This is a genomic window from Aquariibacter albus (assembly GCF_014145335.1).
GTDB lineage: Bacteria > Pseudomonadota > Gammaproteobacteria > Burkholderiales > Burkholderiaceae_C > Aquariibacter > Aquariibacter albus.
In genome coordinates this window covers 255,813-277,094 of the sequence record NZ_JACIVI010000003.1, presented here as the reverse complement: position 1 = coordinate 277,094, position 21,282 = coordinate 255,813, and the positions used below count along the sequence as shown (strand labels likewise).

The following is a 21,282-nucleotide window of genomic DNA, read 5'->3' as shown; positions in this document are numbered from 1 at the left end:
GGGGGCCGCGCTCAGGCCGCGCGCTTGAGCCTCAGGGTGGCCACCAGGCCGCCGGCCTCGCCGTTGTTCAGTTGGAAGCGGCCCCCCATGCGCTGCACGGTCTTGTCGACGATGGTCAGGCCGAGACCGGCGCCGGTGGCGGCGGTGCGCGCCACGTCGCCGCGGAAGAAGGGCGTGGTCAGCCGCTCCAGCATGGCCGAAGGCACGCCGGGGCCGCGGTCGCTGACGGTGATCTCCACCCAGGGCCCGCTGCGCGCATAGGCCACATCGACCTCGGCCATCCCGCTGTCGGCGCTGCGCCCGTAGCGGCGCGCGTTCTCGAACAGGTTGGCGAAGACCCGGCCGAGTTCCAGTTCGTCGGCGAGCACCCGGGTGTCGATGGCCACCCGCGAGACGACGCGGATCAGCGGGCTGTCGCGCAGCGCGGCGATCTCGCGGTCGATCACCCCGGCCAGATGCACGGGCTGCAGGCGCGGGCCGCCCGGGCGCGCGTAGTCCATGAACTTGTCGATGGTGGCGTCGAGCTGGTCGATGTCCTCGGCGATGTGGCGGCGGGCCTCGTCGTCGGCCACGCTCATCTCGGCCTCCAGCCGCAGCCGGGCCAGCGGGGTGCGCAGGTCGTGGCTGATGCCGGCCAGCATCACGGTGCGCTCCTCTTCGACCCGGGCCAGTTCGCGGGCCATGCGGTTGAAGCCGCGGTTGACTTCGCGGACTTCACGGGTCGGGGTGTCTTCGTCGAGCCGCGATTCCTCGTACTCGCCGCCGCGGAAGCGGCTGGCCGCGAAGGACAGGCGGCGCAGCGGCCGGTTGATGAGCATGGCGATCAGGGCCGAGGCGAGCACGGTCCCGAGCAGGGCCAGCACGCCCGGCAGCCAGTCCCAGGCGCTGCGCGGCAGATGCGGCGGCGGCGGCATCTCGCTGCGCAGCCACCAGGGATCCGCACCGATCATGAAGCCGACCCAGAGGCCGGGCTGATCGTCGACGGCACGGGCGACCAGGGTCTCGGGGCCCAGCCGGGCCTGCAGCGCACGCACCAGGGCATGGCTGTCGCGGTCGATGCCGTAGGCGGTCACGCGATCGTCCGCCTCGCGGGGCCGCACGCGCAGGCCACCGACGCCGAGCGCATGCAGCCGGGCGACGCGGTCGATCGGATCGGTGTCGCGCAGCGCGGCCTCGGTGAGCTGCACGACGCTGGCGATGTGCTGGGCGGCCAGGGCGCGGCGCGGCTCGGTGTCCAGCGCGCGCAGCGCGGGCAGCCAGAAGGCCAGCTCGGCCACCAGCAGCAGACCGAGCAGCATCAGGGTGCGGACGAAGAGGCTGAAGCTGCGCGGCAGGCCGAGGCGAAGCGCCAGCCGGCGAACCGGCCCCAGGCGCAGCGCGGCAGGACGCGGCAGGGACGCCGCCGTGAGCGCGCCTTCCCCGCTTGCGGGCATCGCGTCCGGGGGCGCTTCGGTGCGAACGGGCTCGGGCGCGGCGCGCATCGGCAGCGAAGGCTCAGGACGAGCCGTCCGGCACGAAGACGTAGCCGACACCCCAGACCGTCTGGATGTAGCGCGGCTGCGCCGGATCGGGCTCGATCAGCTTGCGCAGGCGCGAGACCTGAACGTCCAGGCTGCGGTCGAAGGGTTCGAACTCGCGGCCCCGCGCGAGCTGGGCGAGCTTGTCGCGGCCCAGCGGCTGGCGCGGGTGGCGCACCAGTGCCTTGAGCATGGAGAACTCGCCCGTGGTCAGCGGGATGCTCTCACCGTCGCGGGTCAGGCGGCGCAGGGTCAGGTCGAACTCGAAGGGGCCGAAGCTGACCGCCTGGGCTTCTCGTGACGGGGCCCCCGGCGCCTCGGGCGCCGGCCGGCGACGCAGCACCGCATGGATGCGGGCCAGCAGCTCGCGCGGGTTGAAGGGCTTGGGCAGGTAGTCGTCGGCGCCCACCTCGAGGCCGACGATGCGGTCCACATCCTCGACCTTGGCGGTGAGCATGATGATCGGCGTCGCGTCGTTGGCGGCACGCAGGCGGCGGCAGATCGACAGGCCGTCCTCGCCGGGCAGCATCAGGTCCAGCACGATCAGGTCCACGGCCTCGCGGGTCAGGGTGCGGGTGAGCACCTTGCCATCCTCGGCGAGCAGCACATCAAAGCCTTCCTGGGCCAGGTAGCGGCGCAGCAGGTCACGGATGCGGGCATCGTCATCGACGACCACGATGCGGTTGGGACGGGTCTTGGCTTCGGCGGTCATTGTTCGGGCGTTCCGTGCAACCCGGGATGGGCGCAGGGGGCGCGACATGGTATGCATCGCCGCCGACGGCCCGCGCGGCGGGATCGGCTTGTTACATATCTTGCCAGCCCCGCGGGGGCACGCGCGGCGGCAGGGCCGGGCAGGATGCCGGATCGTCCACGGAACCGGCTCCGCCGCGTGCGGTCCACCGGCTCCCAACCCTGGAGAACCGCATGCCGTCGAGCCCTTTCCGCCCCCTCCACCCGCTGCTGCTGGGCCTGGCCCTGGGCCTGGCCCTGAGCGGGCCGACGCGGGCCGAGGCCACGGCACCGCGCAATGTGGTCCACCTGCAGGCGGAGTCGCAGCTGGAGGTTGCGCAGGACTGGCTGACCCTCACCCTGCAGGCCGTGCGCGAGGGCAGCGACGCCGCCCAGGTGCAGGCCGCCCTGAAGCAGGCGCTGGAGGCCGCGCTGAAGACCGCCCGGGCCGCGGCCGAGGGCGATGCCCTGATCGTGCGCACCGGCGGCTTCAACCTGAGCCCGCGCTACGGCAAGGACGGCCGCATCAGCGGCTGGCAGGGCCAGGCCGAGCTGGTGCTGGAAGGTCGCGACAGCGCACGCATCGCGCAGACCGCCGGCCGGCTGGGCGGCCTGAACGTGATCGGCGTCAGCCCCTCGATCGCACGCGACACGGCACGCCGCCACGAAGCCGAGGCCAGCGCCCAGGCCATCGCTGCCTTCCGCCAGAAGGCAGCCGACACGGCCAGGGCCTTCGGCTTCTCCGGCTATGCGCTGGGCGAGGTCCGGCTGCAGGGCAGCGAGAGCGCGCCCCAGCCGCGACCGATGTTCCGCCGTGCGGAGATGGCGGTGATGGCTGCCGACGCGCCGGTGCCGGTGGAAGCCGGCAAGGGCGTGGTCGGCGTGAGCGTCAGCGGCAGCGTGGTCTTGCTGCCCTGAGCCAGGCGACGGGGCGCTTACTGCGCCGTCCAGCCGCCATCCATGGCCCAGGACTGGCCCTTCACATTGGCCGCCGCGGGCGAGCACAGGAAGACGGCCAGCTCGCCAAGCTGGGCCGGCGTGGTGAACTGCAGCGAGGGCTGCTTCTCGCCGAGCAGGTCCTGCTCGGCCTGGCGCACCGAGATGCCCTCGCGGGCGGCGCGATCGTCGATCTGCTTCTGCACCAGCGGGGTCAGCACCCAGCCGGGGCAGATGGCGTTGGCGGTGATGCCGGTGGTCGCGGTCTCGAGCGCGACGGCCTTGGTCAGGCCGACCAGGCCGTGCTTGGCCGCCACGTAGGCGCTCTTGCCGGCCGAGGCCACCAGGCCGTGGGCCGAGGCGATGTTGAGGATGCGGCCCCAGTTGCGCGCGCGCATGCCGGGCATGGCGGCGCGGATGGTGTGGAAGGCCGAGCTCAGGTTGATCGCGAGGATGGCATCCCACTTCTCGATCGGGAAATCCTCGACCGGCGCGACATGCTGGATGCCGGCGTTGTTCACGAGGATGTCGACGGCGCCGAAGCGCTGTTCGGCGAAGGCGATCAATGCGGCGATCTCGGCCGGCTTGCTCATGTCGGCGCCATGGAAATCGACCTGGGCGCCGGCCGCGGCCAGGGCACGCACCTCGGCCAGCGGGGCGGCGCTGTCGCCGAAGCCGTTGAGCACCACGTTCGCGCCCTGGCGGGCCAGTTCGATCGCGATGCCCAGGCCGATGCCGCTGGTCGAGCCGGTCACGACGGCAGTCTTGCCTGACAACATGGGAACACTCCTGTCGGGGATGGATGCGGACCGTTTCTCGACCGGCCTCGCGGGGGATGGATGTCGATTATTCCCGCAGGCCGTTGCAAGTCGCCTGCCACCCCGGCGAACGGGCGGCGCGGCGCTTGATGCACCATGGCGCCTGCGTGCCGATCCCGCGCACCGCCTTCCCGCCGCCGCCATGCCCTGCACCGAACCGACCCTGCACCACCTCCTCTGTGCCGACCCCCGCGGCCTGCACCGCCTGGCCTGGTGGGACTGGCCCTGCACCGGCCCGGCGGGGTCCACCGCGCCGGTCGCCGTCTGCGTGCACGGCCTGACCCGGCAGGGGCGCGATTTCGACGCGCTGGCCCGCACGCTGCAGGCCACGCACCGCGTGGTCTGCCCGGACGTGGTCGGCCGCGGTCGCTCGGACCGCCTGGCCGATCCGGCCGGCTACGGCCTGCCGACCTATGCGGCCGATCTGGTGGCCCTGCTGGGCCGCCTGGCGGCGGGGCCGGTGGACTGGGTCGGCACCTCGATGGGCGGCCTGATCGGCATGGTCGTCGGCGCGATGCGCGACGGCCGCGGCCAGGGCCTGATCCGTCGCCTGGTGCTGAACGATGTCGGCCCGACGCTGAACCCGCAGGCGATCGGCCGCATCGGCGACTACGTCGGCGAGCGCCCGAGCTTCGCAAGCCTCGACGAGGGCGTGGCCTGGCTGCGCGCGATCGGCCTGGGCTTCGGCCCGCACAGCGAGGCCGACTGGCGCGCGCTGAGCCTGCATCAGCTGCTGCCCGAACGCCTGCGCGACACGCCGCCCGCCGAGGCCGCCGCGCTGCGTGCGGGCGAGGCCGCAAGCGTGCAGCCGCGCACCGCCGCCGACGATCCGCAGGCCGCCGGGCCGTGGACCACCCAGCACGACCCGGCCATCGCCCTGCCCTTCCGCGCGGTGGCGCCCCAGCAGGTCGCGGCCATGGAGGCCTGGCTCTGGGGCTGCTACGAGCGCCTGGACATGCCGACCCTGCTGTTGCGCGGCGCCGAATCCGATCTGCTGAGCCCCGAGACCGCCCAGGCCATGACCGAGCGCGGCCCGCGCGCCCGCTGGGTGGATCTCGCCGGGGTCGGCCATGCCCCGACCCTGGTCGATCCGGCCCAGCAGGCCCTTGTCACCGATTTCCTCCGCGCCGCCTGAAGCGGCCATCCCCCAGGGCATGCAGCCTCCTCCCCCCGCTTCCGTCCCGGCCAGCGCGGCCATCGTGCAACTGGCCGATGCGCCGGACACCCCAAGCTCCGTCGGCGTGGCCGCCGAGGAAGCCCACGAGCTGCTGGCCCGTGCGCGGGCCTTCGCCGCACCGCTGCTGAGCGGCGAAGTCTTCGACACCGGCGAAGCCGCGCTGGCCCATGCCGACGGCGTGGCCGGGCTGCTGCTCGGCCTGGGTGCGGCGCCCGGCGTGGCCGCCGCGGCCTACCTGGTCTACGCCGGCGAATACCTGGCGCGGCCGGAAGAGGTGGTGGCCAAGACCTTCGGGCCGGGCTACGCCGGCCTGGTCAGCCACACCCGCAAGCTGGTGCAACTGCAGCGCAGCGCCCGCGACGCCCTGGCCGATGCGCGCGAGAGCAGCAGCGCGGCACACCGCGCCGCGCAGATCGAGCGCGTGCGCAAGATGCTGCTGGCCTTCTCGCGCGATCTGCGCGTGGTGCTGCTGCGCCTGGCCTCGCGGCTGCAGACCCTGCGCCACTACGCGGCCAGCAAGCAGCCCTGCCCGCGTGCCCTGGCCGAGGAGACAGCCCAGGTCTTCGCGCCACTGGCCAACCGCCTGGGCCTGTGGCAGCTGAAGTGGGAGCTGGAAGACCTGTCCTTCCGCTTCCTGCAGCCCGAGGCCTACCAGCGCATCGCCCGCCTGCTCGATGCCAAGCGCGGCGAGCGCGAGGCGGGCGTCGAGACCGTCCGCGCCCGCCTGGCCGAGGCCCTGGCCGCCAGCGGCGTGCAGGCCGAAGTGCAGGGCCGGCCCAAGCACCTCTACAGCATCTGGAAGAAGATGCAGGGCAAGCGCCTGCCGATCGACCGCATCTTCGACCTGCAGGCCCTGCGCGTGATCGTGCCGAGCGTGCGCGACTGCTATGCCGCGCTGAGCCGCGTGCACGAGCTGTGGCAGCCGCTGCCCGAGGAATTCGACGACTACATCGCCCGGCCCAAGCCGAACGGCTACCGCTCGCTGCACACCGTGGTGCTGGACCCGGCCGACGGCCTGCGGCCGATCGAGGTGCAGATCCGGACCCGCGAGATGCACGAGCAGGCCGAGAGCGGCCTGGCCGCCCACTGGGCCTACAAGGAGGCGGGCACCCGCGGTTACGCCGGCGTGCAGGCCGACGACACCCTGCAGGCCCCGCTCGCCCAGGCCCGCAAGGCCGTGCTGCACCAGCTGCTGGCCTGGGAGCGCGAGCTGGCTGCGCCCGCGCCGGATGCCAGCGGCGCCGAAGCGGCCACCGTGCCGGATCGCTGGTTCGATGAGCGCATCTTCGTCTTCACGCCGCAGGCCGAGATCGTGGAGCTGCCGGCCGGCGCCACCGCCATCGATCTGGCCTATACCCTGCACACCGAGCTGGGCCACCGCTGCCGCGGCGCGAAGGTCGACGGCGCGATGGTGCCGCTGGTCACCCCGCTGCAGAGCGGGCAGACGGTGGAGATCATCGCAACCAAGGAAGGCGGCCCCTCGCTGGACTGGCTGAACCCCGAGCTGGGCTACCTGGCCAGCCCGCGGGCACGGGCCAAGGTGCGCGCCTGGTTCAATGCCATCGCCCAGGCCCAGACCATCGCCCGCGGCCGCGAGACGGTCGAGAAGCTGCTGCAGCGCGAGGGACGCACGACCATCAAGCTCGACGAACTGGCCGCGCAGCTGGGCTTCCGCGATGCCCAGGCCCTGTTCGAAGGCGTCGGCAAGGACGAGTTTCCGCTGCGCCCGATCGAGCTGGCCCTGCGCCCGAGCGAGCCCGCGCCCGACGCGGACGAGTTGCTGGCCCAGCGACTGGCTCGGGGCGCCAGCGAGGCGGCCGTCGAGGGCGGCGGGGTGCTGGTCGTCGGCGTCGCTTCGCTGATGACCACGCTGGCGCGCTGCTGCAAGCCGGCACCACCCGACCGCATCGGCGGCTACGTGACGCGCGGCAAGGGCGTGGCCGTGCACCGCGAGAGCTGCAGCAACTTCCGCCAGATGAAGCAGCGCGCGCCGGAGCGGGTCATCCCCGTGACCTGGGGCAAGCCAGGCTCAGGGGCTGAGGCTGCGGTCTACCCGGTGGACGTCTTCGTGCAGGCGCATGACCGGCCGGGCCTGCTGCGCGACATCACCGAAGTCTTCGCGAAGGAGAAGACCAATGTCATCGGCGCCTCGACCCACAGCAACAAGGGGATCGCGGCCATGACCTTCACGGTGGAGGTGGGCGATGCCGCCCGGCTGGACAGTACCCTGCTGCAAGTGCGGCAGATTGCGGGCGTGACCGTGGCGCGACGCGTTTGAGGCACAAGGCTGAAAATGCTGTTATAGTCATCGGCTTGCAGGCGCGTAGCTCAGCTGGTTAGAGCACCACCTTGACATGGTGGGGGTCGTTGGTTCGAGTCCAATCGCGCCTACCAACACTGCATGGCGAGAGCCCGGTTCCGAAAGGAACCGGGCTTTTTGCTTTCCGGCGCGGGACCACGCAGGGCCCTGCGCTGCAGGGCCCTGGATCGCGGCCCGCAGGCCGCAGCGGGGGATCGCGCCGGCTCAGAGCCCGGGCATGGAGACATAGCCCGGCAGGGCGCGCAGGCGGTCGAACCAGGCGCGCAGGGCCGGATAGGGCGCGAGGTCGATGCCGCCCTCCCCGGCCAGCGCGCAGTAGGGATAGACCGCGCAGTCGGCCACGGTCGGTCGGCCGCAGGCCAGCCAGTCGTGGCGCTGCAGATGGGCATCGAGCAGACCCAGCACGTGCGCGGCGGTGGCCTGGGCCGCGGCCAGGTCGATCGGCAGCCCGAACTTCAGCGCGAGCCGCGCATCGGCGGGCCCATGCTGGACCTCGTTCGCGGCGGTGGAGAGCCACTGCATGACCTCGGCCAGGCCACCGGCGTCCTCCGGCAGCCAGGCCGGGTCGCCGTGCTTGCGCGCCAGATAGACCAGGATGGCCTGGGAGTCGCGCAGCACGCGGCCTTCGTCCTCCAGCACCGGCATCTGGCCGAAGGGGTTCAGGGCCAGGAAGGCCGGCTGGCGCTGTTCGCCCCCGAGGAAGTCGACCGGCTTCAGGGTGAGCGGCTGGCCGATGAGGGCCGCGAAGAGGCGGACCTTGTAGCAGTTGCCGGAAAGGGTGAGGTCGTGCAGGCGCATCGTGGGTCTCCTTGGACCGTGCAGGGGGATCAGGGGCAGGCGGGCGCCGTCTCGGGGCCGGCAGCCAGCCACTCGTCGGCGCGGTAGCGCGGGGTGATGAACTGGCTGCAGTTCCAGTCGTAGCCGCGCAGGTCGAAGCGGATCAGGCGCTCGGCACCGTCGAGGCCGGGCAGCCCAGAGGCCGCGGCAGGGGCCTGGTCGGGGCGCAGCAGCGTGACCTCGGCCACGAGCTTGAGCCGCCGCCGCGTCGGGTAGTCGACCAGGATCAGCGCCGCCCGCGGCACGGCCTGCAGATGGCCCGCGCTCAGGTGCTGGCGGTTGCCGGGCCGATCGGCCATCAGCAGGGTCCGCGGATCGAGCACATGCAGGAAACCGGGCGGACCGCCGCGGTGCTGCACATAGGGCCAGCCGTCGGCACTGACGGTGGCCAGGTAGAGGCTGTCACGTGCAGCCAGGTAATCGATCTCGCGCGGGCCCAGGCAGTCGTTGGGCCCGGCCTCGGCGCGGCGACGCGCCTGGGCCGCGGCGCTGCCGCGGGCCTGCTGCTCGTCCAAGACGCTGGCCGAGGCATAGATCTGGGCGTGGGCATGGGCCATCGAAGCTCCTCAACCCCGGGCACTCCGGGCGTGGCCGCATGGTGATGGTCTTGCAGGATGGAACAAATGGCTTGAACATCAATGCATCGTTCCATTTCTCGGATCACTCACCTTCCGCCTTCCCGATGGACAAGCTCCGCGCCATGCAGACCTTCGTGCGCATCGTCGACAGCGGCAGCCTGCGCGCCGCGGCCGAGAGCCTGGACAGCTCGCCGCCGGCCGTGGTGCGCATGCTGGCCGCACTGGAACAGGCCCTGGGGGTGCGCCTGCTGCATCGCACGACACGCCGCCTGGCCCTCAGCGAAGAGGGCCGCGACTACCTGGCCCACTGCCGCCAGGTGCTGGCCGCCATCGAACAGGCCGAGGCAGAGCTCAGCGCGCGCCGCCAGCAGCCCAGCGGCCGGCTTGCGCTGACCGCCCCGGTGCAGTTCGGCCGCCTGCATGTCGGGCCCGTGCTCAACGGCTTCCTGGCGGCGCACCCCGCGATGCATGCCGAACTGCTGCTGCTCGACCGGGTGGTCGACTTGCTGGAGGAGGGTCTGGACCTGGCCATCCGCATCGGCGAGCTGCCGGATTCCTCGCTGATCGCCGTGCCGCTGGGGCACACGCCGCGCATCGTCTGCGCCAGCCCGGCCTATCTGGCCACGCACGGCCGGCCGGAAACGCCGGACGAGCTGGCCGGGCACCGCGGCGTGCACTTCAGCGGCCTGGGCCAGGGGCCCGAGTGGACCCTGTCACGCGGCCGCCAGACGGTGAAGCGGACTCTGCCCTGCGTGCTCAGCACCAACCAGGTCGACACCGCACTGGCCGCCGCCGAGGCCGGGCTGGGCCTGGTGCGGGTGCTGGGCTACCAGGCGGCGGAGGCCCTGGCCGCCGGCCGGCTGGTCCGCGTGCTGCAGGATGCCGAGCCGCCCCCGCGGCCGGTTCAGCTGCTGCATCCGGCCGGGCGGCGGCCTTCGTCGCGGCTGCGGGCCTTCATGGACTGGGGGGTGCCGGTGCTGCGACAGCGGCTCGCGGCACTCATGCCGGGCTAGCGGCCGGGACCGGCCTCACCAATCCGGCCGGAAGGCCCATTCGCGCAGGGTGGCCACGTCGACCACGCCTTGCCAGGGCCGGCCGTCGATGTGGCCCCGGCCGGGCTCGCCGGGCTCGCCGAGCTGGTCAAGCTCGGCCCAGGCCCCGGAGAAGTCCTCGCCCTCGGTGTAGAGCGCACGGGTGACGATGCAGCGCAGGCCGGCGGCCCGCGCGGCCGACAGGCCAAGGTGCGAATCCTCCAGCGCCAGCACCTGATCGGCCGCCAGGCCGAGGTGCTCCAGCGCATGCAGGTAGATGTCGGGCGCAGGCTTCTTGCGCGGCACCATGTCGCCAGCGCTGAGCTGCTCGATCCAGCCGGGCGCCTCGGGGCCGATCGTCAGCCGCAGCAGCGTTTCGACATTGGCCGGCACCGTGGTGCTGGCGATGGCGATGCGCATGCCGACCCGGTGCGCCTCACGCAGCAGGCGCGCAATGCCGGGCCGCAGCTGCACATGGCCGAGCGCCACACGGTCGGCATAGCGCCGGGTCTTCTCCTGATGCACCGGGCGGAGCGCCTCGCGCATCGCGGCGATCGCCTCGGGCCGCGGCGGCTTGGGCTGCAGTCCGGCCCACCAGGCCAGCATGCGTTCCATGCCGCCAGTCACGCCCAGGAGACGGGCGTAGGTCGCATCGTCCCAGTGCCAGTCCAGGCCGCAGGCGGCGAAGGCCTCGTTGAAGGCGACACGGTGGCCATCGCGCTCGGTCTCGGCCAGGGTGCCGTCGACGTCGAAGATCAACGCAGCCAGCGGCGGGCGTGGGGTGGGGCGCAGACGCATCGGGGAGGCGGCTCGGGCGGCGGCTAGATGCGGCGCTTGAGGTCCATCAGCCGCAGCACCATGGGCGTGAAGATGAGCTGCATGGCCAGGCCCATCTTGCCGCCCGGCACGACGATGTTGTTGGGGCGGCTCATCCAGCTGTTCTGCAGCATGGACAGCAGGTAAGGGAAGTCGATGCCCTTGGGGTCGGCGAAGCGGATCACCACCATGCTCTCGTCGGCGCTGGGGATGTCGGCGGCGATGAAGGGGTTGGAGGTGTCGACCGTCGGCACGCGCTGGAAGTTGACATGCGTGCGGCTGAACTGCGGACAGATGTGGTTCACATAGTCCGGCATGCGGCGCAGGATGGTCTCGGTGATGGCTTCCTTGGAATAGCCGCGCAGGGTGCCGTCACGGTGCAGCTTCTGGATCCATTCGAGGTTGATGATCGGCACAACGCCGATCAGCAGGTCCACATGCTGGGCAATGTCGGCGTCGGGGCCCACGTAGCCGCCGTGCAGGCCTTCATAGAACAAGAGGTCACTGCCGGGCTCGATCGGGCGCCAGGGCGTGAAGCAGCCGGGCGCCGCGCCATGCACGGCCGCCTCGTCCTCGTCATGGACGTACTTGCGAATCTCGCCGCCGCCGCCGCGGCCGTAGTCGGCGAAGCACTGCGCCAGGCGCGGCAGCAGGTTGCCCTCGGGCCCGAAGTGCGACAGGTAGTTCGCCCCCTCGGCTTCGGAGGCGCGCACCGCCTCGCGCATGGCTGCACGGTCGTGACGATGGAAGGCATCGCCTTCGACGATCTGCGCCTTCACGCCCTCGCGGCGGAAGATGTGCGCGAAGCTCTTCATCACGGTGGTGGTGCCGGCGCCGGACGAGCCGGTGACCGCGATGATGGGATGGCGGCGGGACATGGGCCGGAAACTCGCGGAATCAGATTCAGGATCAGGGCTGGCGGCCGAAGCCGCGGGACGGACCCCGCCGGGCCTCGGCGCGGTAGAGCGAACGCTGGTTGAACAGCGGGCTGACATAGGCCTCGTCCGCACCGCTGTCGTGCTCGGCGTGGTAGCGCTCGATGCGCTCGATCTCATCGCATGAGCCCAGGATCAGCGGCACCCGCGCATGCAGCGCCTTGGGCTCGACTTCCAGCACGCGCCCCCGGCCGGTGGAAGCCCGTCCGCCGGCCTGCTCGACCAGCCAGGCCACCGGGTTCACGCCACAGAGCTGGTGCAGCGGCAGCGTGTCCTGGGGCACGGCCTCGTCGACCGGCGCATCCGGATCGGCTCGCATGCGCGGCACCATGAACACGCCGCCGACGGTCAGCACGCGGTGCACGGCCGCCACCGTGCTGTCGATCCAGCGCAGCGAAAAAGCCCGGCCACGCTCGCCGGCGCGGCCGGCCTTGCACTCGCGCACATAGCGGCGCAGCGGCGGCTCCCAGAAGCGCTCGTGGCTGGCATCGATCGCGCATTCGCCGCCTTCGGCCGGAATGCGCAGGTCGGGGTGGGTCAGGATGAAATTGCCGACCTCGCGGTCCAGCGTGAAGCCGTGGGTGCCACGGCCGACGGTCAGCACCAGCATCGTCGCCGGGCCGTAGATCGCATAGCCGGCCGCCAGCTGCCGCACCCCCGGCTGCAGGAAGGCCTCGGCCTGCGGCACCGCCTCGCCCGCATGGCGGAGCACCGAGAAGAGTGTGCCGACGGCAGCGTTGCCCACCCGGTCGCCGGAATCCTCGATGGCCTCGAAGAGGAGCAGGAAGGGACCCCGGCGGTACTGCGGCGGCAGCGCATACGGTGCCTCCAGCGCCGGGGTGGCCATGCCGGCCACCAGGCCACCCCATTCGCAGGCCTGCAGCAGGGTCTGGCGGGCCAGGTGCTCGAGTCCGCCCCCCGCCGTCTCGGCACCTGGTGGCGGGAGGCCGAGGGCGCCCTTGCCGGCCATGGCCGCGATGGCCTTGACGGCCGCGGCCACGTCCACGAGCAGGGCCCCCAGGTCCGGGGCTTCGCTGCCGCCCCGGAGTTCCTCGATCAGGAACTTCGAAAGCGTGGTGCGGCCCAGGTGCATGCGCGGTCTCCTCCTCGCGGGCGAGCGCCGCCCGGATGGCGTCTAGCGTAACGGATGCGGGGAAGGCGACCCGGCGAGCACCGGCCGGAATGCCTTGCATCCCGGCCGGGCCGATCGGAAGAAAACGTGCCTGGACCACGGCCCGACGGGGTTGACCCGATGGTCGTGCTGGCAGGGATCCGATGAAGTCGTGGTGGGTGACCATCGACGGGACCCGCAGCCAAGTTCCTCACGGCACGACCGGATGGTCCTTGCCGAGGCTCGCAGCTCCCTCCCGACACCGGGGAATGCGAGGCGACCGCGGGCGATTCCCCGAAGCCGGAACAGGCACAAAAACGGACGCCGGAGGGTCTTACTTCCGGCATGGCGCAACCATATGTCCGCGGAAGGCTTAGGTACAGTCAAAAGAAGTGCAGGGTCGATTAAGAGCGACTGACCTATGCGCCGTCCGGACACGCCGGGCCACTCCTCCTCGGCCCACGATTCGCCTTCCCGAGCCCCCACCCGATGCGCAATGTCACCCTCCGCCAGCTGCGCTGCTTCGCGGCCGCCTCGCGGCTGGGCAGCTTTGCCAAGGCCGCCGAAGAACTGCACCTGACCCCGCCCGCGGTGTCGATGCAGATCAAGGAGCTGGAAGGCCAGGTCGGCCTGCCGCTCTTCGACCGCTCCGGCCGCAGCGTGTCCCTGACGGTGACTGGCGAGTACCTGCTGGTCCATGCGCGCAAAATCCTCGCGACGCTCAAGGATGCCGAAGACACGGTGGCGCGCTTCCGCGGCCTACGCTCGGGCCGGCTGGTGATCGGCATGGTCAGCACCGCCGAGTACTTCCTGCCCAAGCTGCTCGCACGCTTCCGCAGCGAGCATCCCGAGATCGACATCCGCCTCTTCGTCGGCAACCGCGAGACCCTGGTCGCCGCGCTGAACGACAACGAATGCGACCTGGCCGTGATGGGCCGCCCGCCCAAGGAGCTGGCCACCCGCGCCGAGCCCTTTGCCGTGCATCCGCTGGTGGTGGCCTGCCCGGTGGACCATGCCCTGCTGGCGCACGGCCGCCTGCCGCCGGTGGCGCTGGCCAATCAGGGCTTCATCGTGCGCGAGCCGGGCTCGGGCACGCGCGCGGCCATGGAGCAATTCTTCGACGACGTCCGCATCAGCCCCTCGGTGGTGATGGAGATGTCGAGCAACGAGACCATCAAGCAGGCCGTGATGGCCGGCATGGGCCTGGGCTTCCTGTCCCTGCACACCATCGGCCTGGAACTGCGCAGCAAGCGCATCGCGGTGCTGGACATCGAGGGCCTGCCCCTGGTGCGGCGCTGGCATGTGGTCCACACCCTGGCCAAGACCATGTCGCCGCTGGCCGAGGCCTTCCGCTACTTCATCCTCGAACATGGCGAGGCCCACCTCGCCCGCGAGTTCGGCGATTTCGCGGCCGAGCAGGCGGCCCGCCAACGGGCCCAGCAGCTCAGCTGAGGCCCCGCGGCGGCGGGGCGCTGCCGACTCAGCGCAGCGTCGGCAGCCCGCGCAGCGCGCCGACCACGGCCCCGCCCGCGGCCGCGCCGAAGCGGCGCGCAAAGCGCTCGGCCAGGTTCTCCTTGGGCGTGTAGTCGATGATTTCCTCGGCGCCGATCACCTCGCGGGCCAGCTGGTCGAGGCTGCCGATGCGGTCGGCCAGGCCCTGCTGCAAGGCCGACTGGCCATTCCAGAACAGGCCGCTGAAGGTGTCGGGCGTGATCTTCAGGCGCTCGCCGCGACCGGCCTTGACGGCCTCGATGAACTGCTGGTGGATCTGGTCCAGGGTGGCCAGCGCGTAGGCGCGGTGGGCCTCGCTCATCGGCGTGAAGGGGTCGAGGAAGCCCTTGTTGGCGCCGGCCGTCAGCAGGCGACGCTCGACGCCGAGCTTGTCCATCACGCCGGTGTAGCCGAAGCCGTCCATCAGCACGCCGATGGAGCCGACCAGCGAGGCCTTGTCGACGACGATCTCGTCGGCCGCCGCCGCCATGTAGTAGGCGGCCGAGGCGCAGAGCTCCTCGCAGACGGCATAGAGCTTCTTGTCGTACAGCTTGCGCAGGCGCTGGATCTCGTCATAGACCAAGCCGGCCTGCACCGGGCTGCCGCCGGGGGAGTTGATCCGCATCACCACGGCCCGGGCGCCCTTGTCTTCGAAGGCGCTGCGCAGGGCGGCGTTGATGGCGTCGGCCGTGGCTTCGCCCTCGGCATCGATGGCACCGCGCACCTCGACCAGCGCGGTGTGCGGGCCGCTCGGCGCGCTGGCGCGACGGGCGTCGGCCAGGGTGCCGGCGAAGACGGCCACGGCCAGCAGCAGCCACAGCACACGCCAGATCGTGCGCCAGCGGCGCTCGCGCCTGCGGTCGGCCAGCCAGACGCGGGCCATCTCGTCGAAGGGATGCGGGGCGGCTGGCACGGCGGCCGGCGGCGTCGGCGCGGGGGAGGAAGCTTCGTCAGCGTGCATGGGGAAGGGGGTTCGGGGCGCTCGGCGCATTGTCGTCGGCCGACCCGCCGGCTGCGGGGGCCGGGCCGTAGACCCAGCCGTCCTGCTCGTGCACGGCCACCGGCTGCAGCCGACCCCGGCCGCAGGGACCGCCCAGGCAGCGGCCGCTGCGCGGTTCGTAGGCCGCACCGTGGAGCGAACAGATCAGCTCGCGGCCCTCGGCGTCCCAGAACTGGCCGGGGTTCCAGTCCAGCTCGGTCGGCTGGTGCGCACAGCGGTTCAGGTAGGCGCGCAGCTCACCCTCGACGCGCAGCACGAAGGCAGCCTGCGGGCGGCCGTCGGCCCCCGGCAGCTCGAAGCGGTGGGCCGCGCCGCGCTCGGGCAGGTCTGCGCTGCGGCAGAGCGGCCTGCCCCAAGAGTGCACGCTCACTTTGCAAGTCTCAGGCGTGGTCGCGCAGCCACTGGTCCAGGGCCTGCACGGAGGGCAGCACGGCCAGGGGCGACAGGGTGCGGAGCTGCTCCGGCGGATGGGCGCCATAGCCCACGGCCAGGGCCGCGGTGCCGGCATTCGCGGCGAGCTGCAGGTCGTGACTGGTGTCGCCCACCATCAAGGTGTGCTCGGCGCGCACGCCGCAGTGCTCGATCAGCTCCAGCAGCATCCTCGGGTGCGGTTTGCTGTGGGTTTCATCGGCGGTGCGGCTGGCCTCGAAGTAGTGGCCGAGCCGGCGCCCGGCCGGCGCGCCCTGACCGGGCGGCAGGGCCAGCACCTCGTCCAGGCCGCGACGTGACTTGCCGGTGGCAATCGCCAGACGGTGGCCGCGGGCCCGCAAGCCGTCGAGCAGGTCGACCGTGCCGGGAAAGAGGCTCAGGCCGTGCTGCTCGGCCAGGTAGTGCACGCGGTAGGCCGCCACCAGCTCGGGAATCTGGGCGGCCGGCAGGCCGGGGGCGACCTGGCGCAGGGCCTCGTGCAGGCCCAGGCCGATCACATGGCTGGCGGCCTCGGGGCTGGGCACCGGCTGGCCGACATCGGCACAGGCCGCGCGCAAGGCCTGGACGATCAGCGCGGTGGAGTCGTAGAGCGTGCCGTCCCAGTCGAAGACGATCAGCTCGAAGCGGCGCGGGACGGGGCTCATGCCGCCTCCGGCCGGTCGGCGGCGGGCGGCAGCGCGGCCAGCAGGGCGGCGCAGGCCGGCGGCAGCGGGGCTTCCAGGTTCAGGGTCTCGCCTTGGACCGGGTGGCTGAAGCTCAGGCGTCGGGCGTGGAGGAACATGCGTTCGAAGCGAAGGGGGACGCCGGGCTGTTCGCCCCGCGCCAGGGCCTTGTTGAGGGCGAAATCGCCGTACTTGTCGTCGCCGACGATGGGATGGCCGGCACCGGCCAGGTGCACGCGGATCTGGTGGGTGCGGCCGGTCTTGATGGTCACGTCGAGCAGGGTGTAACCGGCAAAGCGCTGCAGCACCCGCACCAGGGTGATCGAGCGCTTGCCCTCGGGATCTTCCGGCGTGGTGGCACGCACGCGGCGCTCGCCCTCGCTGTCCAGGTATTTGTGCAGCGGCACGTCGATCACCTTCAGCCGTGCCGGCCAGCTGCCCTGCACCAGGGCGGCGTAGGTCTTGCCGGTCTCGCGCTGGCGAAGCTGTTCCTGCAGCAGGGCCAGGGCCTGGCGCTTCTTGGCGACGATCAGCAGGCCGGAGGTTTCCTTGTCGAGCCGGTGCACCAGCTCCAGCATCGCCGCGCCGGGGCGGGCACGGCGCAGCTGCTCGATCACGCCGAAGCTCACGCCGCTGCCGCCGTGCACGGCGACGCCGGCCGGCTTGTCGATCACCAGCAGGGCCTCGTCCTCATGCACGACGGGGAACTCGCGCGGCGGGGCCGGGGCCTCGCCGGCCGCCTCGCCGCGCAGGGCTTGCCGCACCGGCGGGAGGCGCACGCTGTCCCCGCGGGCCAGCCGGGTGTCGGCCGAGGCGCGGCCCTTGTTCACCCGCACCTCGCCGCTGCGGATGATGCGGTAGACGTGGGTCTTGGGCACGCCCTTGAGCGTGCGGATGAGGAAGTTGTCGAGCCGCTGGCCATCGCCCGCCTCGCCCACCTCGACCCACTGCACCGCCGGTTCCGGCGCGGCGCTGCGCGGGGCGGCCGGGGCCGGCGCCCGGGGCGCGGAAGGGGCGGTGGAAGCCCCGCGCGGGGCCGCATTCAGCGACTTCGAACGGGCGCTGCGGCCACCTATAATCCGTCGGTCCACAAGCGCGCCGTAAGTGTTTGATTCGCCTGAGTTTACCGGCGCTCGCGCCGCGCCCCGGACGCCGCGCCACCGCTGGTGGCGCCACTTTGAGGTGATGCAACGCTGCGTCGACCCGGTCAGACCGTCTCCCAAAGCGAACGGTGGATCCGGGTCCGCAACGGCAGAACCGATGCCCAGACCCTCCGAAACAAGGTTTCCCGGCGGCAGCCGCGCCGCCCCGGCCCACCCGGCCGGTTGCATGCGGCTGTCGCCCGCGTCCCGCCCCCGAACCGGATCCATCCGGATGAAGTCGACCCACCCCGTCCTCGCGCCTGCCCGCCGCCCTGCCCCGCCCCGTGCGGCGCGGGGCGTCGGCGGCTCGTCGCGCCAGGATCCGGGCCGACCCGACGCCGCCGAGCCGCCCCGCGTGCCCGGCCGCGCATCCTGATCCCACCGCCCCGGGGCGACGCTCGTGCCAACGCGACCCCGTCGAGCCTTGCGGCTCGGTGGATCGTCCAGGGCGATTCCTTCCGGCGTCTGACGTCGTTTCGTGCATCGACGGGCCTGCCCCTGTCCGCATCCCGCGGAGAGGACCGGCAGGCCGCCCGCCCCGTTCCGCCTGCCTGGGCAGCGGCCGGGGCCGAGTCGACCGCCCCCCGGGGGCGGTCGGGAGATGTCAGATGAAACGCATGCTGATCAATGCCACGCAGCCGGAAGAGCGGCGCCTGGCCATCGTCGACGGGCAGAAGCTGCTCGACTTCGAAACCGAGATCGAAGGGCGCGAACAGCGCAAGGGCAACATCTACAAGGCCGTCGTCACCCGCGTCGAGCCTTCGCTGGAGGCCTGCTTCGTCGATTACGGCGAGGACCGCCACGGCTTCCTGCCCTTCAAGGAAATCGCGCGCAGCTATTTCAAGGAAGGCGTCGAGGCCAAGAGCGCACGCATCCAGGACGTGATCAAGGAGGGCCAGTCCCTCGTCGTCCAGGTCGAGAAGGAAGAGCGCGGCAACAAGGGCGCCGCGCTGACCACCTTTGTGAGCCTGGCCGGCCGCTACCTGGTGCTGATGCCCAACAACCCGCGCGGTGGCGGCGTCAGCCGGCGCATCGAGGGCGAGCAGCGCGAGGAGCTCAAGGAGAACCTCGAACAGCTCGAGTACCCGAAGGGCATGAGCCTGATCGCCCGCACCGCGGGCATCGGCCGCTCGGCCGACGAGCTGCAGTGGGACCTGAACTACCTGCTCAAGCTCTGGACGGCCATCGACGACGCCACCGGCGGCAAGGGCGCCTTCCTGATCTACCAGGAGAGCTCGCTCGTCATCCGTGCGATCCGCGACTACTTCACCGCGGACATCGGCGAGATCCTGATCGACACCGACGACATCTACGAGCAGGCCAAGCAGTTCATGCTGCACGTGATGCCGGACACCGCGCATCGCGTCAAGCGCTACCGCGACGACGCGCCGCTGTTCAGCCGCTTCCAGATCGAGCACCAGATCGAGACGGCCTTCAGCCGCACGGTCAACCTGCCCAGCGGCGGCGCCATCGTCATCGACCACACCGAGGCCCTGGTCTCGGTCGACGTCAACTCGGCCCGCTCGACCCGCGGCACCGACATCGAGGAGACCGCGACGCGGACCAACCTCGAAGCCGCCGACGAGATCGCCCGCCAGGCCCGCCTGCGCGACCTGGGCGGCCTGATCGTCGTGGACTTCATCGACATGGAGGAGTCCAAGAACCGCCGCGAGGTCGAGACCCGCCTGCGCGACGCGCTGCGCAACGACCGCGCCCGCGTGCAGTTCAGCCCCATCAGCAAGTTCGGCCTGCTGGAGATGAGCCGCCAGCGCCTGCGCCCCGCGCTGAGCGAAGGCAGCCACATCACCTGCCCGCGCTGCAACGGCACCGGCCACATCCGCGACACCGAATCCTCGGCGCTGCAGATCCTGCGCATCATCCAGGAAGAGGCCCTGAAGGAAGGCACCGCCGCCGTCCACGTGCAGGTACCGGTCGAGGTGACCAGCTTCCTGCTCAACGAGAAGCGCACCGAGATCACCAAGATCGAGCTCAAGCAGCGCACCACCGTGCTGCTGGTGCCCAACAAGCACCTGGAGACGCCGAACTACAAGCTCGAACGCCTGCGCCACGACGATCCGCGCCTGGAGAACCTGCAGGCCAGCTACACCATGATCGAGGAGCCGGACGACGAGGTCTCGATCAGCCGGCGCGAGAAGGCCAAGGCCAAGCAGGAGCCCGTGCTCAAGGGCGTGCTGCCCGACCAGCCCGCGCCGGTCGCGGCCCCTGCACCGGCCCCGGTGGCCACGGCGCCGGTCGCCGCCCCGGCGCCTGCGCCGGTCGCGGCGGCCCCGGCCGTGGCGGCACCCGCTGCCGGCGCTGGCTTCTTCGGCTGGCTCAAGCGCCTCTTCGGCGCCCCGGCCGCAGCACCGGAGGCGCTGCCCGCCGCGCCGGCAGCCCCGGTCGGCAACCCGACCGCGGCCAAGCCGGCCGAGGGCCGTGAGGGCCGCAACGGCGACCGCCGCGGCGGTCGGGGCGGTCGCAGCAGCGAAAAGGGCGAACGCGGCGGTGAACGCGGCGAGCGGACCGAGCGCGGCGAGCGCCCGGAGCGTGGCGAACGCCCGGACCGCGCCGAACGCGGCGAAGCCCGCGGCGGCCGCCCGCGCGGCCCGCGCAGCGAAACCGAGGGCAATGCGCAAGCCGCCCCCGAAACCCGTGCGGGTGAAGACCGCCGCCCGCCGCGCGGTGAGCGCCCGGAACGGGGCGAACGCGCCGAGCGCGGGGAGCGTGCCGAACGCGGCGAGCGCCGCACCGAGGTGGCCGCGCCGGTCGAGGCCCTGCAGGAAGGCAACGCCGTCGTGCTGGAACCCTTGAGCGCCGTCGGCCCGGCGGCCGAAGGCACCGACGCGGCCGCGCAGGCCGAGGCCAGCGAGCGCAACGGCCGTCGGCGCCGTCGTGGCGGTCGGGGCCGCGGCGAACGCGGCGAACGTCCGGAAGGCAGCGAAGACAGCCTGGTCGCCGAGGGCGGCGAGGCTGTCGCGGAGGGCCCGGCCCCCGAGGCCATCGGACAGCCCCCGCGCGAGGAAGCCGCCCCCCCGGTCGGTGGTGAAGCCGAAGGCGGCGAATCCGGCGAAGCGCGCCGTCCGCGCCGCGGGGGCCGTGGCCGCCGCCGCGACGGCGAGGCCCGCCCCGAGGGCGATCGCCCGGCCGAGGCCGGCCGCGAAGACGCCCTCGACCGCGCGGACGCGGCGGAAGCCGCGGCGCCGGCCCCCGCGGCCGCAGCCTGGTGGGAAGACCGTGCTCCCGAAACGAGCGCCGCGCCCCAGCCGCCCACCGAAGTCGTGAAGGACGCCGCGCTTGCCGAGCCGGTGGCCGCAGCGGCTCCGGCCGAGCTGCCCGCCAGCTTGCCGGCGGAAGCCGCGGTGGACGCCGTCCCTGAAGCCGTCGCCGAAACGGCAGCCGATGCCCGGGTCGAGGCGCCCTCCCCGGCGCCGCTCGTCGCCGCAGGCCCGAGCGCGGCCCCTGGCGCCTCCGCCCTGCCCCGCTACGCGCTGCCGATCGAGCAGCTTGAGGGCGTCGCCCGCGGCGCCGGCCTGGAGTGGGTGCAGTCGGACGCCGCCAAGGTCGCCGAGGTGCAGGCCGCCATCGCCGCCACCCCGGCGCCGGTGCATGTGCCGCGCGAGCCCAAGCCGCCGGTCGTGCTGGACGAAGGCCCGCTGATCCTGGTCGAGACCCGCAAGGACCTCGGCGAGCTCAAGCTGCCCTTCGAAGGCTGATCCGCCGCCGCGGCCCCGCGGCAGCCCGGTCGCTCCAAGG

The 21,282-nt window shown here is 72.4% G+C and carries 18 protein-coding genes and 1 tRNA gene; 7 read left to right on the top strand and 12 right to left on the bottom strand.

Annotation, left to right across the window (positions count from 1 at the left end):
- Positions 1 to 11: 11 nt before the first annotated feature.
- Positions 12 to 1,433 carry an ATP-binding protein gene (locus H4F90_RS10690; RefSeq protein WP_182664350.1) on the bottom strand — a complete coding sequence of 474 codons (1,422 nt, stop codon included), beginning with the start codon at positions 1,431 to 1,433 and terminating at the stop codon, positions 12 to 14.
- Between the two features lie 61 nt (positions 1,434 to 1,494).
- Positions 1,495 to 2,229, bottom strand: a complete 735-nt coding sequence (gene ompR / locus H4F90_RS10685; protein ID WP_182664348.1) for an osmolarity response regulator transcription factor OmpR — start codon at positions 2,227 to 2,229, stop codon at positions 1,495 to 1,497.
- Positions 2,230 to 2,441: 212 nt separating this feature from the next.
- Between ompR and H4F90_RS10680 the strand changes: the two genes are divergently transcribed.
- The gene (locus H4F90_RS10680; protein ID WP_182664346.1) at positions 2,442 to 3,164 is read left to right on the top strand and encodes an SIMPL domain-containing protein; all 723 of its coding nucleotides are present in this window, start codon (positions 2,442 to 2,444) and stop codon (positions 3,162 to 3,164) included.
- A 17-nt stretch (positions 3,165 to 3,181) separates the two neighbouring features.
- Here the strand turns inward: H4F90_RS10680 and H4F90_RS10675 are convergent, their stop codons facing one another.
- Complete coding sequence (locus H4F90_RS10675; protein WP_182664344.1) at positions 3,182 to 3,961, bottom strand: 3-hydroxybutyrate dehydrogenase; 780 nt, start codon at positions 3,959 to 3,961, stop codon at positions 3,182 to 3,184.
- Positions 3,962 to 4,142: 181 nt separating this feature from the next.
- Between H4F90_RS10675 and H4F90_RS10670 the strand changes: the two genes are divergently transcribed.
- The 3 genes from H4F90_RS10670 to H4F90_RS10660 all read left to right on the top strand — a co-directional run bounded on the left by H4F90_RS10670 (position 4,143) and on the right by H4F90_RS10660 (position 7,571).
- Positions 4,143 to 5,135 carry an alpha/beta fold hydrolase gene (locus H4F90_RS10670; RefSeq protein WP_182664341.1) on the top strand — a complete coding sequence of 331 codons (993 nt, stop codon included), beginning with the start codon at positions 4,143 to 4,145 and terminating at the stop codon, positions 5,133 to 5,135.
- A 19-nt stretch (positions 5,136 to 5,154) separates the two neighbouring features.
- A complete protein-coding gene (locus H4F90_RS10665; RefSeq protein ID WP_182664339.1) occupies positions 5,155 to 7,455 on the top strand; it encodes a RelA/SpoT family protein in 2,301 nt (766 codons plus the stop codon).
- A 39-nt stretch (positions 7,456 to 7,494) separates the two neighbouring features.
- Positions 7,495 to 7,571, top strand: a tRNA-Val gene (locus tag H4F90_RS10660).
- A 130-nt stretch (positions 7,572 to 7,701) separates the two neighbouring features.
- Here H4F90_RS10660 and H4F90_RS10655 read toward each other — a convergent pair.
- A complete protein-coding gene (locus tag H4F90_RS10655; protein ID WP_182664337.1) occupies positions 7,702 to 8,295 on the bottom strand; it encodes a glutathione S-transferase family protein in 594 nt (197 codons plus the stop codon).
- Positions 8,296 to 8,324: 29 nt separating this feature from the next.
- On the bottom strand, positions 8,325 to 8,891 hold the full coding sequence (locus H4F90_RS10650) for a pyridoxamine 5'-phosphate oxidase family protein (RefSeq protein ID WP_182664335.1): 567 nt from the start codon (positions 8,889 to 8,891) through the stop codon (positions 8,325 to 8,327).
- 125 nt (positions 8,892 to 9,016) lie between these two features.
- On the opposite strand from H4F90_RS10650, the gene H4F90_RS10645 reads away from it, so the two are divergent.
- On the top strand, positions 9,017 to 9,925 hold the full coding sequence (locus H4F90_RS10645) for a LysR family transcriptional regulator (protein WP_182664333.1): 909 nt from the start codon (positions 9,017 to 9,019) through the stop codon (positions 9,923 to 9,925).
- A 15-nt stretch (positions 9,926 to 9,940) separates the two neighbouring features.
- Here H4F90_RS10645 and H4F90_RS10640 read toward each other — a convergent pair whose 3' ends face one another.
- The 3 genes from H4F90_RS10640 to H4F90_RS10630 are packed head-to-tail and all read right to left on the bottom strand — an operon-like array spanning position 9,941 to position 12,787.
- Positions 9,941 to 10,741, bottom strand: a complete 801-nt coding sequence (locus H4F90_RS10640) for an HAD-IA family hydrolase (protein WP_182664331.1) — start codon at positions 10,739 to 10,741, stop codon at positions 9,941 to 9,943.
- A gap of 23 nt (positions 10,742 to 10,764) precedes the next feature.
- Positions 10,765 to 11,637, bottom strand: coding sequence for a phosphoribulokinase (locus H4F90_RS10635; RefSeq protein WP_182664329.1), 873 nt, complete (start codon positions 11,635 to 11,637; stop codon positions 10,765 to 10,767).
- A gap of 31 nt (positions 11,638 to 11,668) precedes the next feature.
- On the bottom strand, positions 11,669 to 12,787 hold the full coding sequence (locus H4F90_RS10630; protein ID WP_182664327.1) for a class 1 fructose-bisphosphatase: 1,119 nt from the start codon (positions 12,785 to 12,787) through the stop codon (positions 11,669 to 11,671).
- Between the two features lie 507 nt (positions 12,788 to 13,294).
- Here H4F90_RS10630 and H4F90_RS10625 point away from each other — a divergent pair.
- Positions 13,295 to 14,257: a LysR family transcriptional regulator gene (locus tag H4F90_RS10625; RefSeq protein WP_182664325.1), complete on the top strand. Its 963-nt coding sequence runs from the start codon at positions 13,295 to 13,297 to the stop codon at positions 14,255 to 14,257.
- A gap of 28 nt (positions 14,258 to 14,285) precedes the next feature.
- Here H4F90_RS10625 and H4F90_RS10620 read toward each other — a convergent pair whose 3' ends face one another.
- From H4F90_RS10620 to H4F90_RS10605, 4 genes are read right to left on the bottom strand one after another with little or no spacing between them, the layout of a single operon-like run.
- Positions 14,286 to 15,257 (bottom strand): S49 family peptidase, encoded by a 972-nt coding sequence (locus tag H4F90_RS10620; protein WP_407926179.1) that lies wholly within the window; start codon positions 15,255 to 15,257, stop codon positions 14,286 to 14,288.
- Positions 15,247 to 15,666, bottom strand: a complete 420-nt coding sequence (locus H4F90_RS10615) for a Rieske (2Fe-2S) protein (RefSeq protein ID WP_328700904.1) — start codon at positions 15,664 to 15,666, stop codon at positions 15,247 to 15,249. The genes H4F90_RS10620 and H4F90_RS10615 overlap by 11 nt, the downstream gene beginning before the upstream one ends.
- Positions 15,667 to 15,676: 10 nt before the next feature.
- Positions 15,677 to 16,369: an HAD-IA family hydrolase gene (locus H4F90_RS10610; protein ID WP_182664319.1), complete on the bottom strand. Its 693-nt coding sequence runs from the start codon at positions 16,367 to 16,369 to the stop codon at positions 15,677 to 15,679.
- Positions 16,366 to 17,340 (bottom strand): RluA family pseudouridine synthase, encoded by a 975-nt coding sequence (locus H4F90_RS10605; protein WP_328700903.1) that lies wholly within the window; start codon positions 17,338 to 17,340, stop codon positions 16,366 to 16,368. The genes H4F90_RS10610 and H4F90_RS10605 overlap by 4 nt, the downstream gene beginning before the upstream one ends.
- Positions 17,341 to 18,137: 797 nt before the next feature.
- Here H4F90_RS10605 and H4F90_RS10600 point away from each other — a divergent pair.
- On the top strand, positions 18,138 to 21,242 hold the full coding sequence (locus tag H4F90_RS10600) for an Rne/Rng family ribonuclease (protein ID WP_182664315.1): 3,105 nt from the start codon (positions 18,138 to 18,140) through the stop codon (positions 21,240 to 21,242).
- Positions 21,243 to 21,282: the final 40 nt, after the last annotated feature.

Excerpts from the sequence above, each read along its gene's own strand:
- H4F90_RS10670 (WP_182664341.1), top strand. The coding sequence starts at position 4,143 with ATGCCCTGCACCGAACCGACCCTGCACCACCTCCTCTGTGCCGACCCC.
- H4F90_RS10610 (WP_182664319.1), bottom strand. The coding sequence starts at position 16,369 with ATGAGCCCCGTCCCGCGCCGCTTCGAGCTGATCGTCTTCGACTGGGAC.
- H4F90_RS10635 (WP_182664329.1), bottom strand. The coding sequence starts at position 11,637 with ATGTCCCGCCGCCATCCCATCATCGCGGTCACCGGCTCGTCCGGCGCC.
- H4F90_RS10675 (WP_182664344.1), bottom strand. The coding sequence starts at position 3,961 with ATGTTGTCAGGCAAGACTGCCGTCGTGACCGGCTCGACCAGCGGCATC.
- H4F90_RS10690 (WP_182664350.1), bottom strand. The coding sequence starts at position 1,433 with ATGCCCGCAAGCGGGGAAGGCGCGCTCACGGCGGCGTCCCTGCCGCGT.
- H4F90_RS10645 (WP_182664333.1), top strand. The coding sequence starts at position 9,017 with ATGGACAAGCTCCGCGCCATGCAGACCTTCGTGCGCATCGTCGACAGC.
- H4F90_RS10665 (WP_182664339.1), top strand. The coding sequence starts at position 5,155 with ATGCAGCCTCCTCCCCCCGCTTCCGTCCCGGCCAGCGCGGCCATCGTG.
- H4F90_RS10640 (WP_182664331.1), bottom strand. The coding sequence starts at position 10,741 with ATGCGTCTGCGCCCCACCCCACGCCCGCCGCTGGCTGCGTTGATCTTC.
- ompR (WP_182664348.1), bottom strand. The coding sequence starts at position 2,229 with ATGACCGCCGAAGCCAAGACCCGTCCCAACCGCATCGTGGTCGTCGAT.
- H4F90_RS10620 (WP_407926179.1), bottom strand. The coding sequence starts at position 15,257 with ATGCACGCTGACGAAGCTTCCTCCCCCGCGCCGACGCCGCCGGCCGCC.
- H4F90_RS10625 (WP_182664325.1), top strand. The coding sequence starts at position 13,295 with ATGCGCAATGTCACCCTCCGCCAGCTGCGCTGCTTCGCGGCCGCCTCG.
- H4F90_RS10630 (WP_182664327.1), bottom strand. The coding sequence starts at position 12,787 with ATGCACCTGGGCCGCACCACGCTTTCGAAGTTCCTGATCGAGGAACTC.
- H4F90_RS10650 (WP_182664335.1), bottom strand. The coding sequence starts at position 8,891 with ATGGCCCATGCCCACGCCCAGATCTATGCCTCGGCCAGCGTCTTGGAC.
- H4F90_RS10600 (WP_182664315.1), top strand. The coding sequence starts at position 18,138 with ATGAAACGCATGCTGATCAATGCCACGCAGCCGGAAGAGCGGCGCCTG.
- H4F90_RS10655 (WP_182664337.1), bottom strand. The coding sequence starts at position 8,295 with ATGCGCCTGCACGACCTCACCCTTTCCGGCAACTGCTACAAGGTCCGC.
- H4F90_RS10680 (WP_182664346.1), top strand. The coding sequence starts at position 2,442 with ATGCCGTCGAGCCCTTTCCGCCCCCTCCACCCGCTGCTGCTGGGCCTG.